This window comes from Bradyrhizobium sp. MOS003 (assembly GCF_003020125.1).
Taxonomy (GTDB): domain Bacteria; phylum Pseudomonadota; class Alphaproteobacteria; order Rhizobiales; family Xanthobacteraceae; genus Bradyrhizobium.
Window position 1 is genome coordinate 466,620 of sequence record NZ_PYFW01000002.1, and the last position, 15,881, is coordinate 482,500.

The following is a 15,881-nucleotide window of genomic DNA, read 5'->3' on the forward strand; positions in this document are numbered from 1 at the left end:
GCGCCGCACCGCGTCCGGGACACACACGTGCGGTGGCTTACGCCGCATTCTTCTTCCGCATGCGGTCGATCAACTGGTCTTCCCAATAAGAGAGACTGCCCAGCCCGAGCGCCATCGCGTTGGCGCGGCGGTAGTACATGTGGCAGTCGAATTCCCATGTGAAGCCCATGCCGCCGTGAACCTGGATGTTGTTCTTGGCGCAGTGCTGGAACGCCTGCGTCGCGCTGATGCGCGCGGCGGCAGCGGCTTCCGGCAATTCGGCTGCGTTGGTCGAGAGCGCCCAGGCGCCGTAATAGCTGTTGGAGCGCGCCAGCGTCGCCGACACATACATGTCGGCCAGCATGTGCTTGACCGCCTGGAACGAGCCGATCTGGCGACCGAAGGCGATACGGTCGAGCGCGTAGTCGCGGCCCATCTCCAGCGCGCGATCCGAGCCGCCGACCTGCTCGAACGCACAGAGCACGGCGGCGCGATCGAGTATTTGGGTAAGGATGCTCCAGCCTTCCCCGGCAGCGCCGAGCGGCTCGGCCTTGCAATCGCTAAAGGTGATCTCGGCCTGTCCACGGGTCGGATCCAGATTGGTGAGGCTCTTCACGGCGACGCCTGCGCCCTTGAGATCGACCAGGAACAGCGAGATGTCGCCGTCGCGCCCGCTCGATCCCGTCCGCGCGGCGACCACCGCAAAATCGGCAATCGCAGCATCAGGGACCGGCTTCTTGACCCCGTTCAAGACGCCGTTCGCAGCCGAGAGCTTGACGTTCTTCGGCGCCGGATTGCCCTTGCCCTCGAACAGCGCCAGCGTGCCGATCGCCTCACCCGAGGCAATCGCCGGCAGCCATTTCTTCTTCTGCGCGTCACTGCCCGCGATCAGCAGCGCCTCGGCGGCAAGATACACGGTCGAGGAGAACGGCACCGGCGCGTTGGCCCGGCCCATCTCTTCTGCGATGACGCAGAGTTCGAGATGGCCGGCGCCGGCACCACCGAACTCTTCGGGGATCGCGACGCCGAGAAAGCCCATCTCGGCAAGGCCCTTCCACAGCTCCTTGTCATAAGGCGCCTTGCCGTCGAGCACCACGCGCACCGCCTTCGGGGAGCATTTTTCGGCGAGGAATTTGCGCGCCTGATCGCGGAGCTGCTTCTGATCGTCAGAGAAGTCGAAGTTCATGGCGGGCTACCTTCGTTTATTCGTTGTCATTATTGGCGCCGTCATTCCGGGGCTCGCGTAGCGCGAGCCGGAATGACGGGGTTGAGAGAGTTGTGCACTCATTTCAGCACGATCACATCCTGGTCGGGCTTGTCGGCATAGAGCCGCTCCACCAGCACAGCGCGGCGTTCGAGGCCCGCACGCTGGTTGATGTAGCCCTTGTCGGTGAGCTCGTTGCCGTCGATCGAGGGCGGCTCGGCCATCAGCATCGCGCGCGCGATGATGCGGCTGCTGGCGCCCTCGCAGTCCCGATTGTGCGCTTCCAGCCCGCGCCTGAAGCAGGCGATCACCTCGGGGTGCTTCACCGCGTCCTCGAAGCTCAGATCTGGATTGCCGACGAGCTGGCGGCAGGCGTGAAGGTTCGGCCAGGCCAGAAGGCCGATGAACGGGCGATCCTGCCCCGCGACCAGCGCATCATGCACGACAGGCGTTGCGGCTGCGATCGCATCGGTACGGAGCGAGCCGACATGGACGAAGGTGCCGGTGGTGAGCTTGAAGTCCTCGACGACGCGGCCGGCGAAGATGATGCCTTTCACCGGATCCTCGTCGTCGACGAAGATGCCGGCATCGCCGATGCAATAAAAGCCTTCCTCGTCGAACATCTTCTTCGTCAGCTCGGGCTGCCCGAAGTAGCCCGGCGTGACGTTGACGCCGCGGAGCCGCAGCTCGTATTTCGAGCCGCACGGCACCATCTTCAGTTCGACGCCGGGGAACGGCAGGCCGATCAGGCCGACGCGTTCGGTGTCCCAATAGGTGCCGGTGGAGGTCGGCGCGGTCTCGGTCGAACCCCAGCCGGTGTAGAACACGATGCGCTCCCCGGTGGTCTTCACCGCCAGGGCCTGCATGCGCTCGTAGAGATCATCCGGCAGCCGCGCGCCGCCATAGGCCATGATCGAGAGATTCTTGAAGAAGGAACGACACAGCGCGTCGTCCTTCTCCATGGCCGCCGCGAGCGCCGCATAGCCGGCCGGCACGTTGGCGTAATAGGTCGGCGAGATCTCGCGCAGATTCCGCAGCGTCTCCTCGAACTGGCCCGGCATCGGGCGGCCGTCGTCGATATAGAGCGTGCCGCCGTCGACCAGCACCGGATGAAAGGCCGCGTTGCCGCCCATCGTATGATTCCACGGCATCCAGTCCAGCATGGTCGTGGTCGGGCCGCTGGGATCGCGCGGACGAACCTGCATCATCATCGCCGCATTGGCGCACATCATCTCCTGCGTGTTGATGACGGCCTTGGGCATGCCGGTCGAGCCTGACGTGAACAGCAGTTTTCCGACTGTGTCGGGTGTGATCCTTGCGATGGAAGCTTCGACATCAGCAGTGACAGGTGTTGCGGCGAGATCGGCAAAGCTGACGCTGCTGATGCCGTCGCAGGGGCGCATGACGTGAACCACGGTCACGCCGGTGAGGTCGATCGCCTTCAGCGCCTTCTCGAAAGTCGGGCCGTCCTGCACCATCACCACGGCCGGCCTGATCAGATCGAACAGGTACTTCAGCTTGACGTGATCGTGGCTCATCAGCGAATAGGCCGGTGACACCGGCGCCGCGGGTGAGCGAGCCTGCATCGCGGCCTGCGTCATCAGCGCATGCTCGATGGAATTGCCTGAGAGGATCGCAACGGGACGACCATCGAGCCCGAGATTGAGCAGGCCTTGCGTCAGCGCATCCACGGTGCGCTTGGCTTCGCCATAGGACACCTTGCGCCATTCGCGGTTGGGGCCGCCGCGCTGCGCCAGCCATATGCGCTCGGGTGCTTCCTTCGCCCATTTCGCCAGCGAGGCCGGAATGTGCGTCTCGTAAGCTTGCAGCGGAATGCGCGATTTCAGCACAACCGTGCCGTCGCTGCGGCGCTCGACGTCGATGTCGCGCTTGAGCCATTCGATCTTGCGAAAGGCGGGCTTCGTCATCACGGCCGCCGCACTTCCACTCATTTTGCGTCTCCCGGAATTATCGTCCTTTGCGGATCGTTCTCGTTCAGCGCTTGATATAGACAGGCTTTCGCTTCTCAAGGAAGGCCCTGATGCCTTCCGAAAATTCCTCGGACCGGCTGCACAGAACCTGGTTGCGATCCTCCATGGCGATGACCGCTTCGAGCGATCCTGCGTCGACACTCATGTTGAGGCATTCCTTGGACAGGCGCAGGCCCACCGGCGAAGCCGTCATCATAGCCTCGACATAAGGCTCGGCCGCGGCGTCGAGTTTGTCTTCCTCCACGACATCCGAGACCAGCCCGACCGCCAGCGCGCGCTCGGCGCCGATGAACCGGCCCGTGAGGATCAGCTCCGACGCCACGGACACCCCGACCAGCCGCGGCAGGAAATAGCTGGTGCCGATGTCGCAGCCGCCAAGCCCAAGCTTGATGAAAGCGCAGTTCATGCGCGCCGATTTCGTCGCGATACGAATGTCGGACGCCAGCGCTAGCGCAAAGCCGCCGCCGGCCGCTGCGCCCTGCACGAGAGAGATGATGGGCTGCGGGCAGCGCCGCATCAGCATCACGATGTCGGCGATGCGCCGCTGCGAATCCAGGGACTCCGTGGCGCCGGGCGGCTCCTGCTGCCCGGCTCGGCGCGTCATCGCTGCCTTGAGGTCGAGGCCCGCACAAAAATCCTTGCCGGCGCCCTTCAGCACGACGACACGCGTGTCGCGGTTGCGCTGCAGCCCCTGGAAATAGACATTGAGCGCCTCGATCAGCGCCGGATCGAGCGCGTTGAGGCTCTCGGGACGATTGAGCGTCACCCGGTCGACGCCGTCGTCATGCTCGATCAGCAGCGGTTGGGACATGGGGGCCTCGTGCTATCCGCGAGCCGCGGCGCCGATTGCTGCGCCCTCTCCCCTTGTGGGAGAGGGCATGCACACGGTTGCAACATACTCTCTTGGGTGAGGGGTCTGTCTCCGCAGATGAGATCGCGGAGATAACCCCTCATCCGGCGCTTCGCGCCACCTTCTCCCACAAGGGGAGAAGGAAGAAGCTACCTTGGCGCCATCCGGATCGCGCCGTCCAGACGGATCGTCTCGCCATTCAGCATCGGGTTCTCGACGATATGCACGGCGAGCGAGCCGTATTCCTTGGCGTCGCCGAGACGCGAGGGATGCGGCACCTGGGCGCCCAGGCTCTTGCGGGCTTCCTCGTTCAGCCCCATCAGCAGTGGCGTGAAGAACAGGCCGGGAGCGATGGTGTTGACGCGGATCTTCTGGCTGGCGAGGTCGCGCGCGGCCGGCAGGGTCAGGCCGACGACGCCGCCCTTCGACGCCGAATAGGCGATCTGGCCGATCTGACCTTCGTAAGCCGCGACCGACGCCGTGTTGATGATGACGCCGCGTTCTTCACCGACCGGCTCGATCGTGACGAGGCGCTCGGCGAACAGCCGCAGGCAGTTGAACGTGCCGATCAGGTTGACATTGATGATGCGCGCGAACTTTTCCAGGGGATAGACGCCGTCGCGGCCGACGATGCGCTGCGAGCCGCCGATGCCGGCGCAGTTCATCAGCACGCGGGCCACGCCATGGGCAGCTTCCGCCTTGGCAATCGCCGCCTTGATCTGCTCCTCGCTGGTGACGTCGGCATGGAGCGCGACGCCCTTCACTTCGGCCGCGACCTTCTCGGCATTGTCCTTGTTCTGGTCGATCACGCCGATCTTGGCGCCCTTGGCCGCCATGGCGCGGGCGGTCGCTTCGCCTAGGCCCGAACCGCCGCCGGTGATGAGAACGGCTACGTCTTTCAATTCCATCGCTTGTACCTTTCCTTGGGCGTTTCTTCTCTGGACTTCGATAGTGATGGCCGGATTATCCGGCCGCCGCAGGCTCCCCGACTTGCGTGAGGATGCCGCCGCAGATCAGCGTTTCCATGTGTTTGATATATTGCCGGCAGACATCGTCGGTGACCGGGCCGACGCCGGTCGCGCGAGACATCGCGTGCCGGCCAAAGAACAGGTGATCGCAGGCACCGATCAGGCTGGTGTAGAACAGCACCGGATCGGTGGCCCGGAATTCGCCGCGGCTGACGCCTTCGGCGAGCAGGCGGCGGTGAAAGTCGAGCAGCGGCGCGACGAAGAACTTTGAAACCTCATCGGCGGAGCCGGCGACGCTCTCGTGCAGGAGATAATGGATCAGCCGGTTCATATAGGGGAACCGGTGATAGGCCCGAATGATGCCGGCGATATGCAGCTTCAGCTTCGCCGTCGCCGTGATCGGCTGCGCCAGCAGATATTCGAGATTGGACATCTCGGTCGCCGCGTCCCGCGCGAGCAGCGCCAGCAGCAGGCCGTCCTTGTTGCCGAAGTGATATTTGACCAGCGCGGCATTGGCGCCCGACTTCTGCGCGATATCGCTGAGCGAAATCTCGATCGAGGAGCGTTCGATCATCAGCTCGCTCGCGGCCACGAGCAATTTCTCTGCCGTGGAATTTCTTCCGCTCGGGAGCCTGTTCGGTACGCTGGTGGCCACGGAGATCCCTGTTCTCGCCGCATGAACGGGCCGCAGATAAGCCGAAGCAGCGCCTCATCACAAGAGTTAATTGATCGATTGACTAAACGATATCCCGCCCCTTAAATCCGTCCCCGACAACCAATCCAATCAAGAATTCAGGGAGAGACCGACATGGCCGAGGCTTACATCGTCGCCGCTGCGCGTACCGCGGGCGGGCGCAAGGGGGGCCGTCTCGCCGGCTGGCATCCGGCGGATCTCGCCGCAAAAGTGCTGAACGAACTGGTCGACCGCACCAAGGTGGATCCCGCCATGGTCGAGGACGTGATCATGGGCTGCGTCATGCAGGTCGGCGAGCAGTCGAACAACGTTGCCCGCAACGCCATCATGGCTTCGAAGCTGCCGGAGAGCGTGCCGGGCACCTCGATCGACCGCCAGTGCGGCTCCTCGCAGCAGGCGCTGCATTTCGCCGCGCAAGCCGTGATGTCGGGCACGATGGACGTGGTGATCGCCGCCGGCGTGGAATCGATGACGCGCGTGCCGATGGGCCTGTCCTCGCAGCTGCCGGCCAAGAACGGCTTCGGCAATTACAAGAGCCCGGGCATCGAGGCGAGATATCCGAACATCGTGTTCAGCCAGTTCACCGGCGCCGAGATGATGGCCGAGAAGTACGGCCTGTCGAAGGATGACCTCGACGAGTATTCCTACAACAGCCATCAGCGCGCAATCGCGGCAACGCAGGCCGGCCACTTCAAGAAGGAGATCGTGCCGCTGGAGATCACCCGCGCCGACGGCAGCAAGGACACCCACCACATCGACGAGGGCATCCGCTTCGATGCCACGCTCGACGGCATCAAGGGCGTCAAGCTGATCGCGGAGAACGGCAAGCTCACCGCCGCCAGCGCCAGCCAGATCTGCGACGGCGCCTCCGGCGTCATGGTCGTCAACGAGCGCGGGCTGAAGCAGCTCGGCGTCACACCGCTGGCGCGCATCCACCACATGACCATGACGGGCGGCGATCCCGTGATCATGCTCGATGCGCCGCTGCACGCCACCAAGAAGGCGCTGGAGAAGGCCGGTATGAAGATCGACGACATCGACCTGTTCGAGGTCAACGAGGCCTTCGCCTCGGTGCCGACCGGATGGTTGAAGACCACCGGCGCAGATCCGGCCCGCCTCAACGTCAATGGCGGTGCCATCGCGCTCGGCCATCCGCTCGGCGGCTCCGGCACCAAGCTGATGACCACGCTGGTCCACGCCCTGCACCAGCGCGGCAAGCGCTACGGCTTGCAGACCATGTGCGAAGGCGGCGGCATGGCCAACGTCACGATCGTCGAGCGGCTGTAAGCCTTTCTCGCGTCCCGGACGCGCTGCGGCGTGAAACGCTGCAGCGCAGAGCCGGGACCTGTGCCTCAAAGTGGACCCCGGATCTGCGGCGCAACGCTGCGCGCTGCGCCGCGTCCGGGGAACGTCATATCCATTTGCCGTTACATTGAAACATCGCCATGACCCACCCCTCCATCCACGCCCGCACCACGCCCGACAAGATCGCCTACCGGATGGCCGGCACCGGCAAGGCGATCACCTATCGCGAGCTCGACGAGCTTTCTAACCAGGGCGCGCAGCTTTTCCGCTCGCTTGGCCTCAAGGCCGGCGACCACATCGCCCTGCTGATGGAAAATCGCCTCGCCTTCATGGAGCTGTGCTGGGCCGCGCAGCGGAGCGGGCTCTATTACACCGCGATCAGCCGCTATCTGAAGCAGGACGAGATCGACTACATCATCGCCGATTGCGGCGCCAAGATCGTGATCACCACGCCGAAATGCGCCGATCAGATCAAGGATCTGGTCAAGGGCGCCGCCGGCGAGCCGCTCTTCTACATGATGGACGACCCGCTGCCCGGCTTCCGCTCCTACGACAAGGAAGCCGCCGCGCAGCCGGCCACGCCGATCGCCGATGAGGTCGCCGGCTACGACATGCTGTATTCGTCCGGCACCACCGGCCGCCCGAAGGGCATCAAGAAGGCCTTCGAAGGCACCAGGATCGACGCGCCGAACGCCTTCCTGCGCGTGCTCTGCGCCGACATGTGCGGCATGAACGCCGACAGCATCTATCTCTCGCCGGCACCGCTCTATCACGCAGCTCCGTTGCGCTTCAACATGATGGCAATCGTGCTCGGCGGCACCTCGATCATCATGGAGCATTTTGACGCCGAAGAGTTTCTGAGGCTGGTCGAGACATACAAGGTCACGCAGTCCCAGCTGGTGCCGACCATGTTCGTACGCATGCTGAAGCTGCCGGATGAGGTCCGCTCGAAATACGACGTCTCCACGCTCAAGGGCGCGATCCACGCCGCAGCCCCCTGCCCGGTCGACGTCAAGGCGAAGATGATCGAGTGGTGGGGCCCGATCCTGATCGAGTATTATGCCGGCTCGGAAGGCAATGGCGTCACCGTCTGCAACTCGCAGCAATGGCTCGAGCATCGCGGCAGCGTCGGCCGCGCCGTGGTCGGCAAGATCAAGATTCTCGACGAGAACGACGAGGAGCAACCTACCGGCGAGATCGGCACGGTCTATTTCGCCGACGCCCCCGCGTTCACCTATCACAACGATGCCGAGAAGACGAAGAAGGCCTACAACGCCAGGGGCTGGTCCACGCTCGGCGACGTCGGCTACCTCGACAAGGACGGCTTCCTCTATCTCACCGACCGCAAGTCCTACATGATCATCTCCGGCGGCGTGAACATCTATCCGCAAGAGACCGAGGACGTGCTGATCACCCACCCCGAAATCGCCGACGTCGCCGTGTTCGGCGTGCCGAACGAGGAGATGGGCGAAGAGGTGAAGGCGGTGGTGCAGCCGCACGACATGGCTCGTGCCGGCAAGGCACTCGAGGCCGATTTGATCGCCTACTGCAAGACGCGGCTGTCGGCGATAAAGTGCCCGCGCTCGATCGATTTCGAGCCCGAGCTGCCGCGCACGCCCACGGGCAAACTGGTGAAGCGGCACCTGCGTGACAAATATTGGCCGAAGACGGCGGCGAAAATCTAGGCTGGCACTTGTAGGGTGGGCAAAGGCGCAAAGCGCCGTGCCCACCATCTTTTCTCGTTACGATCGATGTGGCGGGCACGCTTTGCTTTGCCCACCCTACGAGGCCGGCGCCGGCCATCTTCAATCAAACAAGCTCGGCGTGTGGTTGACCAGCGCGCCTTCGATCTCCAGCATCTTCAGCTTCGTCACCACGCCGCCATTGGCTGAAAAGCCGCCGGGCTTGTTGCCGGCCGCGAGCACGCGATGGCAGGGCACCACGATCGGGCACGGGTTGTGGCCGAGCGCTTGGCCGACGTCGCGCGACAGCTGGACGCCGCCGAGGCGCTTGGCGATGTCGCCATAGGTGACGGTCTTGCCCGGCGGAATGGCGCGGGCGATCTCGTAGACGCCGCGGTTGAAGTCAGGCACGCCGTCGAGATCGAGCGGGATGTCGGTGAGATCGTCAGGCTCGCCCGCGAGCAGCTTGACGATGCGGTCGATCGCCTGCCGCACCTCGGCGGTCGGCTCGGCCTCGGTGGCGTCGGCGTGGCGCTGGCTGATGCGGGTGCGGATCTTGTCCTCACCACCCATCGGCAGCTGTGTGCCGTTGATGCCGCGCGGCCCCCAAGCGACGGCGCAGACGCCGATCCTGGTGTCGAACAGGGCGAAATGCTGGTCGGTCATGGCCTGGTTCCCGAGCATGCGTTGCCGTCGCATGCCCCCAATGTGATCTCGGGCTAAATCTAGGCTTGGAAATAGTTGCGATCCACCCGGTTTCCGGGAATCTTGCACAGGAGTTCCGCCCGCCTCGCGAGTCCCGAATGCAAAGCCTCCACGTCAACGGTTACGACATGCCTTATCTCGACGTGGGCGAGGACAGCGGCCGGCCGCCGCTGGTCTGCGTGCACGGCTCGCTCAACGACTTCAGGGTCTGGGGCTGCGTGCTCGGCCCGCTGACCCAGCGGCATCGGGTGATCGCCGTCAGCCTGCGGCACTTCTTTCCGGAGAGATGGGATGGTGTCGGCGACACCTATTCGATCGCCCAGCATGTCGGCGACGTCGTCGCTTTCATCGAGACGCTCGACCTCGGCCCGGTCGACCTGATGGGTCATTCCCGCGGCGGCCACATCTGCTTCCGGGTGGCGCAGCGCCGGCCGGATCTGCTGCGGCGGCTGATCCTGGCGGAGCCCGGTGGTGAACTCGATGCGAGCCTCGATCCCGACTATGCCGGCGGTCCCTCGCCGTTGCTGGCGCGCTTCACGGCCTCGGCCGAGAAGATCGCAGTCGGCGACGTCGACGGCGGCCTCGCCGTCTTCGTCGACACGCTGGAAGGTGCCGGCACCTGGCCGCGGTTACCAGCGTTGGTGAAGCAGAACCTGCGCGACAACGCCTATACGCTGATCGGCCAGGTCCGCGACAACCGTCCGCCGTTCTCGAAGGCGGATGCGGAGGCGATCAAGATGCCGACGCTGTTCATCCTGGGGGCAAGGACCAAAGGCTTGCTGCCGAAGGTGCTGCATGCGCTCGCGGCGCATGTGCCCTATTCGAAGACTGCGGTCATTCCGAACGCGACGCATCCGATGTTCGAGCAGGCGCCGCAGAAATATTCCGAAGTCGTCCTGGATTTTCTGGCGGGCTGATCATGCAGAGCTTTCGCGTCAACGATTACGATATGGCCTATCTCGAAGTCGGCCAGGGCCATCCACTGGTCTGCGTGCACGGCACGCTCGGCGACTTCCGCACCTGGTATGCAGTGCTTGGCCCGCTGTCGAAGAGCCATCGCGTGATCTCGGTCAGCCTGCGGCATTTCTTCCCAGAGCATTGGGACGCCGTCGGCGACGATTACAAGATGGCGCAGCACGTTTCGGACGTGATCGCCTTCATCGAGCAGGTCGAGCCCGCGCCCGTCGATTTGATGGGCCACTCGCGCGGTGGTCACATCGCGTTTCGCGTGGCGCAGGCGCGGCCGGATCTGGTGCGGAAGTTGGTGCTGGCCGAGCCGGGCGGCGATCTCGACGCATCCCTGCCGGTGCCGGAAGGCACGCCCGCGCATCCGCCGCTGGCGGCGCGCACCGCGCGCTCGGTCGAGATGATCCGTGCCGGCGATATCGAGAGCGCGCTGCAGAATTTCTACGAGGGCATCGAGGGCGACGGCTCGTGGCGGCGCGTGCCCGCGGCGGCCAAGCAGCAACTGCGCGACAACGCGCTGACGTTCCTCGGCCAGATCAACGAGCAGCGCCGGCCCTACACGCTGAACGATGCGCAGGCGATCAAGACCCCGACGCTGCTGATCGGCGGCGGCGCTACCACCGGCAGCCTGTCGGTGATGTGGCGCGTGCTTGCCCAGCACATCACGGGCAGCAAGACGGCGGTGATTCCGAACGCCGGCCACTGGATGTTCGAGCAGGCCCCGCTGGAGTACGGCGAGCGAGTGAACGAGTTTCTAGGGGAGTAGGCCCTCTTCGTCCGACCCATTTTTCGCGAAAACAACCCCATGCCCAGTAGAACAGATCAATGAGATCAGTGACTTATCAGGTCTAAAAACGCACTGCCTTGACGCTTTTCTCCTCCTGCAATACCTTCGAATACGGAATTCCGTATTCCCTCGCAGGAGCTATCGGCGTGATCCCCCTCGACCCGCTCCCGAACCTCATCGATCAGGTCTATTCCCGGATCCTGGAGGCGATTTCCGACCGCACGCTTCAGCCCGGCCAACGCATCCGCCAGAACGAACTGGCCGACAAGCTCGGCGTCTCGCGCCAGCCTGTCTCGCATGCGCTGCACCTGCTCCATCGCCAGGGTCTGGTCGCCGAGAGCGGCAAGCGGGGCTTCGAGGTCACCCAGCTCGATCCCGCGCGCATCCGCCAACTCTACGAGGTCCGCGGCGCGATCGACGCGCTGGCAGCCCGGCTCGCGGCTGAACGCGCGGGATATGACGCGGCCGGCCGCGCGCGGCTGGAAGCGGCACTCGCCGCCGGACGCCGCATCGACCGCAACACGACACTGGCAGAGCTGATCGTGCTCGACGTCGATTTTCACCGCGCGATCTATCAGCTCGCTGGAAATCCCGCGATCGAGGAAACCATCGCACCGCAATGGCCGCATATGCGCCGATCGATGGCGACGGTGCTCTCGGAGCTCGACTATCGCGGCAGCGCTTGGGCAGAGCATGCGACGATTACCGGACACATTCTCGCCGGCGACGTGAAGGCGGCCGAACGCGCGGCGCTGTCGCATGCGCAGACGGCGGGACGGATGACTGAGGAGAGATTGAGGGCGACGGACGAGGCGGCGTAGCGGCCGCCTCCGTCATGCCCGGGCTTGTCCCGGGCATCCACGTTCTTCGAGCGTGGAGCGAAGACGTGGATGGCCGGGTCAAGCCCGGCCATGACGAGAGATAGAACAAACAAAATAAAGGAGGACGACCCATGAAACTGTCTCAGGAGCAATTGGAGTTCTTCCACCGCGAGGGCTGGCTGTTTTTGCCCGAGCTGTTCGCCCAGGAGGAGGTCGATTTCCTCGCGCGCGAGGCGGTCGGCATTTACGATGCCAACCGGCCCGAGGTCTGGCGCGAGAAGAGCGGCGCGCCGCGCACGGCGTTTGCCGCGCATCTCTACAACGAGGCGTTCGGCCTCCTCGGCGCCCATCCGCGCATGATCGACCCCGTCGAGCAGCTGTTCGGCGAACAGGTCTACATGCATCAGTTCAAGATCAACGCGAAATCAGCCTTCACGGGCGACGTCTGGCAGTGGCACCAGGATTACGGCACCTGGAAGCGCGACGACGGCATGCCGGAGCCGCGCGCCATGAACATCGCGATCTTCCTCGACGAGGTGATGCCGATCAACGGCCCCCTGATGCTGGTGCCGCGCAGCCAGAACGCCGGCGATCTCGAAGCCTCGCACGACCTCGCCACCACCTCCTATCCGCTCTGGACGCTGGACGAGGCCACCGTGACACGGCTGGTCGCGCAGGGCGGCATCGTGGCACCGACCGGAAAGCCCGGCGGCATGCTGATGTTTCACGGCAATCTCGTGCACGGTTCGGCAGGTAACATCACGCCTTTCCCGCGCAAGATCGTGTACCTGACGCTGAACGCAGTTTCGAACCACATCCGCAATCCCACGCGGCCGGACTACATCGCGCATCGCGACTTCACCCCGATCAAGACGGTGGACGACGACGCGCTGCTGCGCCTCGCACGTGCGCCGCGGCAGGCGGCGGAGTAAGGTCTCGCGCCCCGGACGCAGCGCAGCGCTTCTTCAGCGGTGCGCTGCAGAGCCGGGGCCCATGCCACACGGATGGTTTTCTTTCTGGGTCCCGGCTCTGCGCAGCAACGCTACGCGCTGCAGCGCGTCCGGGACACGATAGTTTTGCAGGACAATTCACATGAACCTCTACCGCCTCCTCCAGGCCCGCGCGTCCGCCGGCAAGCCTGTCCGTGTCGCGCTGATCGGCGCCGGCAAGTTCGGCTCGATGTTCCTCGCGCAGGTGCCGCATACGCCGGGGCTGGAAGTGCCTGTCATCGTCGACATCGACCGCGACCGCGCACGCGAGGCCTGCCGCACTGTCGGCTGGAGCGCCGAGCGGATCGCCGCCACCGTCTTCACCGATGACGGCGCGCGCGCCATTGCCGGCGGCGCGATCGATGTGGTGGTGGAGGCGACCGGCAATCCAGCCGTCGGCATCAAGCATGCGCGCGCCGCGATCGCCGCGGGCAAGCATATCGTGATGGTGAATGTCGAAGCCGACGTGCTGGCAGGTCCATTGCTCGCCGAGGAAGCGCGCAAGGCGGGCGTGGTCTATTCACTCGCCTATGGCGACCAGCCGGCGCTGACCGCCGAGATGGTCGACTGGGCCCGGGCCACCGGCTTCCGCGTCGTTGCCGCCGGAAAGGGCACGAAATACCTCCCGGCCTATCACGACGTCACACCTGACGGCGTCTGGCAGCATTACGGCCTCACCGCGGGCGAGGCACAGTCGGCCGGCATGAATCCGCAGATGTTCAACTCCTTCCTCGACGGCACCAAATCGGCGATCGAGATGGCCGCAATTGCGAACGCCTGCGCTCTCGACGTGCCCGCGGACGGCTTGCTGTTTCCGCCCTGCGGGGTCGACGATCTGCCGCATATCATGCGGCCACGCTCCCGTGGCGGCGTACTGGAGCGGTCCGGCGTGGTCGAGGTCGTCTCCTCGCTCGAGCGCGACGGACGGCCGGTGTTTCGCGACCTGCGCTGGGGCGTCTATGTCGTGCTGGAGGCTCCGAACGACTACGCCGCCGATTGCTTCAGGCAATACGGCCTCAAGACCGACGGCAGCGGACGCTATGCCGCCATGTACAAGCCCTATCATCTGATCGGTCTCGAGCTGAACATCTCGGTGCTGTCGGCCGCGCTGCGCGGCGAGCCGACCGGCCAGGCCAGCGGCTTCCGCGGCGACGTCGCGGCGGTCGCCAAGCGCAATCTGCGCGCAGGCGAGATGCTGGACGGCGAAGGCGGCTACACGGTGTGGGGCAAGCTGGTACCGGCGGTGGCGAGCCTCAAGGCCGGCGCGCTGCCGATTGGCCTCGCACACCGCGTGAAGCTGAAACATGACATCGCGCATGGCACGGTGGTGCGCTGGAGTGACGTCGAGTTCGACGCCGGCAACGAGACGGTGAAGACGCGCAAAGCCATGGAGAGTGCGTTCGCAGCGCAGCATTGATCGGCGACACCGCGCGCACAACCAAAGTGCGCTTGCTTTGCGATCCCCCTTTGGTCATCCTGCCCCCGATCCGGGAATACAGAATTTCGGACGCCAAAAAACGTCGGCCACCGGCGAAGACAAAGCGACGACAAGATCGCGATCCCTCGTCGAGGACTCGGCATTACAGGGAGGGAAATGCATGGAACGTCGTAAATTCCTGACGGCCGGCGGATTGGGCCTGGCCGCGAGTGCCGTTGCTGCACCGGCCATCGCACAATCGATGCCGGAGGTGAAATGGCGGCTGACGGCGAGCTGGCCAAAATCGCTGGATACGCTCTACGGCGGCTGCGAATATTTCTGCAAGCGCGTCGCCGAGATCACCGACAATCGTTTCCAGATCCAGCCCTTTGCCGCCGGCGAAATCGTGCCGGGCCTGCAGGTGCTCGACGCCGTCTCGAACGGCACGGTCGAGATGGGCAACACCGCACTCTATTACTATTGGGGCAAGAACCCGGCATTCACCTTCGGCACGTCGCTGCCGTTCGGACTCAACACGCGCCAGCACATTTCCTGGCTTTTGTGGAACGGCGGTCAGGATCTGCTCAACGATCTGCTCAAGGAGCATAATGCGTTCGGCGTTCCCACGGGCTCGACTGGCGCCCAGATGGGCGGCTGGTTTCGCAAGGAGATCAAGACCGTCGACGATCTCAAGGGCCTGAAATTCCGCGTCGGCGGATTTGCCGGGACCATCATCGGCAAATTGGGTGGCGTGCCGCAGCAGATCGCGGCCGGCGACATCTATCCCGCGCTGGAGAAGGGCACGATCGACGCGGCCGAGTGGGTTGGCCCTTACGACGACGAGAAGCTCGGCTTCGTGAAGGTCGCGAAGTACTACTACTATCCGGGCTGGTGGGAAGGCACCGGCCAGGGCCACAACATCATGAATCTCGACAAATGGAATGCGCTGCCGAAACATTATCAGGCGGCGCTTTCGGCGGCATCACTCGACACCTTCACCTGGGTGACCGGCAAGTACGATTCGGTCAATCCGCCCGCACTCAAGCGGCTGCTCGCGGCCGGCGCAATCCTCAAGCCGTTCCCGCAGGAGGTCCTGGAGGCCTGCTACGGCGCGGCCAATGAGATCTACGCCGATCTCGCAAAGACCAATCCGCATTTCGGCAAGATGTACTCGAGCCTCACGGCTTACCGGGCCGACTCGCTCGCCTGGATGCAGGTGGCAGAACTCAGCTTCGACAGCTTCATGATGCGGATGCGGACGCGGACGTAACTGCGACACGCTGCCAGCCGCGAAACGACGAAAGCCCCGGAGTTGTCTCCGGGGCTTTTTGCGCGACGGCTGCGAACGCGCGGCGCGAGCAACCGCGTCACCGAACCTGCTCAATTCTCCTCATCGCCGAGCGCGGCGATCAGCTTGTCGTAGTATTTGGCGACGAGATCGATATTGCCCTTGTTCTCGACCGCGGGCGCCGGCGTCTTGAGTGCCTCGTTGAGCTCGGCGAGCGCCTCCTTCTTGTCCTTGG

Annotated in this window: 15 protein-coding genes (1 of these 15 only partly in view); 8 read left to right on the top strand and 7 right to left on the bottom strand. The window is 64.5% G+C overall.

The genetic code is table 11. The features are described 5' to 3' along the window. Nucleotides 1-37 precede the first annotated feature (37 nt). From C7G42_RS12695 to C7G42_RS12715, 5 genes are all read right to left on the bottom strand, one after another. Nucleotides 38-1,165, bottom strand: a complete 1,128-nt coding sequence (locus C7G42_RS12695; RefSeq protein ID WP_106949303.1) for an acyl-CoA dehydrogenase family protein — start codon at nt 1,163-1,165, stop codon at nt 38-40. A 98-nt stretch (nt 1,166-1,263) separates the two neighbouring features. Further along, complete coding sequence (locus C7G42_RS12700) at nt 1,264-3,135, bottom strand: AMP-binding protein (protein WP_106949304.1); 1,872 nt, start codon at nt 3,133-3,135, stop codon at nt 1,264-1,266. Between the two features lie 43 nt (nt 3,136-3,178). Next, complete coding sequence (locus tag C7G42_RS12705) at nt 3,179-3,985, bottom strand: enoyl-CoA hydratase/isomerase family protein (protein ID WP_106949305.1); 807 nt, start codon at nt 3,983-3,985, stop codon at nt 3,179-3,181. A 188-nt stretch (nt 3,986-4,173) separates the two neighbouring features. Then, entirely contained in the window at nt 4,174-4,932 is a 759-nt protein-coding gene (locus C7G42_RS12710) for an SDR family NAD(P)-dependent oxidoreductase (protein ID WP_008135372.1), read from the bottom strand. Between the two features lie 55 nt (nt 4,933-4,987). Then, a complete protein-coding gene (locus C7G42_RS12715) occupies nt 4,988-5,590 on the bottom strand; it encodes a TetR family transcriptional regulator (protein WP_106949306.1) in 603 nt (200 codons plus the stop codon). 210 nt (nt 5,591-5,800) lie between these two features. On the opposite strand from C7G42_RS12715, the gene C7G42_RS12720 reads away from it, so the two are divergent. Then, nucleotides 5,801-6,973, top strand: a complete 1,173-nt coding sequence (locus C7G42_RS12720) for an acetyl-CoA C-acetyltransferase (RefSeq protein WP_106949307.1) — start codon at nt 5,801-5,803, stop codon at nt 6,971-6,973. 158 nt (nt 6,974-7,131) lie between these two features. Beyond that, on the top strand, nt 7,132-8,676 hold the full coding sequence (locus C7G42_RS12725) for an acyl-CoA synthetase (RefSeq protein WP_106949308.1): 1,545 nt from the start codon (nt 7,132-7,134) through the stop codon (nt 8,674-8,676). Between the two features lie 120 nt (nt 8,677-8,796). Here the strand turns inward: C7G42_RS12725 and C7G42_RS12730 are convergent, their stop codons facing one another. Further along, entirely contained in the window at nt 8,797-9,339 is a 543-nt protein-coding gene (locus tag C7G42_RS12730; protein ID WP_106949712.1) for a methylated-DNA--[protein]-cysteine S-methyltransferase, read from the bottom strand. Nucleotides 9,340-9,476: 137 nt separating this feature from the next. Between C7G42_RS12730 and C7G42_RS12735 the strand changes: the two genes are divergently transcribed. The 6 genes from C7G42_RS12735 (at nt 9,477) to C7G42_RS12760 (ending at nt 15,628) form a co-directional block, all read left to right on the top strand. Continuing rightward, nucleotides 9,477-10,295: an alpha/beta fold hydrolase gene (locus tag C7G42_RS12735; protein ID WP_106949309.1), complete on the top strand. Its 819-nt coding sequence runs from the start codon at nt 9,477-9,479 to the stop codon at nt 10,293-10,295. Nucleotides 10,296-10,297: 2 nt separating this feature from the next. Beyond that, nucleotides 10,298-11,110, top strand: a complete 813-nt coding sequence (locus C7G42_RS12740) for an alpha/beta fold hydrolase (RefSeq protein WP_106949310.1) — start codon at nt 10,298-10,300, stop codon at nt 11,108-11,110. A 167-nt stretch (nt 11,111-11,277) separates the two neighbouring features. Further along, nucleotides 11,278-11,952, top strand: a complete 675-nt coding sequence (locus C7G42_RS12745) for a GntR family transcriptional regulator (RefSeq protein WP_106949713.1) — start codon at nt 11,278-11,280, stop codon at nt 11,950-11,952. A 131-nt stretch (nt 11,953-12,083) separates the two neighbouring features. Beyond that, the gene (locus C7G42_RS12750; RefSeq protein WP_106949311.1) at nt 12,084-12,884 is read left to right on the top strand and encodes a phytanoyl-CoA dioxygenase family protein; all 801 of its coding nucleotides are present in this window, start codon (nt 12,084-12,086) and stop codon (nt 12,882-12,884) included. Between the two features lie 160 nt (nt 12,885-13,044). Continuing rightward, the gene (locus C7G42_RS12755; protein ID WP_106949312.1) at nt 13,045-14,358 is read left to right on the top strand and encodes an NAD(P)H-dependent oxidoreductase; all 1,314 of its coding nucleotides are present in this window, start codon (nt 13,045-13,047) and stop codon (nt 14,356-14,358) included. A gap of 181 nt (nt 14,359-14,539) precedes the next feature. Continuing rightward, nucleotides 14,540-15,628 carry a TRAP transporter substrate-binding protein gene (locus C7G42_RS12760; RefSeq protein WP_106949313.1) on the top strand — a complete coding sequence of 363 codons (1,089 nt, stop codon included), beginning with the start codon at nt 14,540-14,542 and terminating at the stop codon, nt 15,626-15,628. A 110-nt stretch (nt 15,629-15,738) separates the two neighbouring features. On the opposite strand, the gene C7G42_RS12765 is transcribed toward C7G42_RS12760, so the two are convergent. Then, nucleotides 15,739-15,881 carry the 3' portion of a hypothetical protein gene (locus tag C7G42_RS12765; RefSeq protein ID WP_106949314.1) on the bottom strand. The gene runs 466 nt beyond the window's last position, so 143 of the gene's 609 nt are visible here — the last part of the coding sequence; its start codon lies beyond the right edge, outside the window; the stop codon is at nt 15,739-15,741.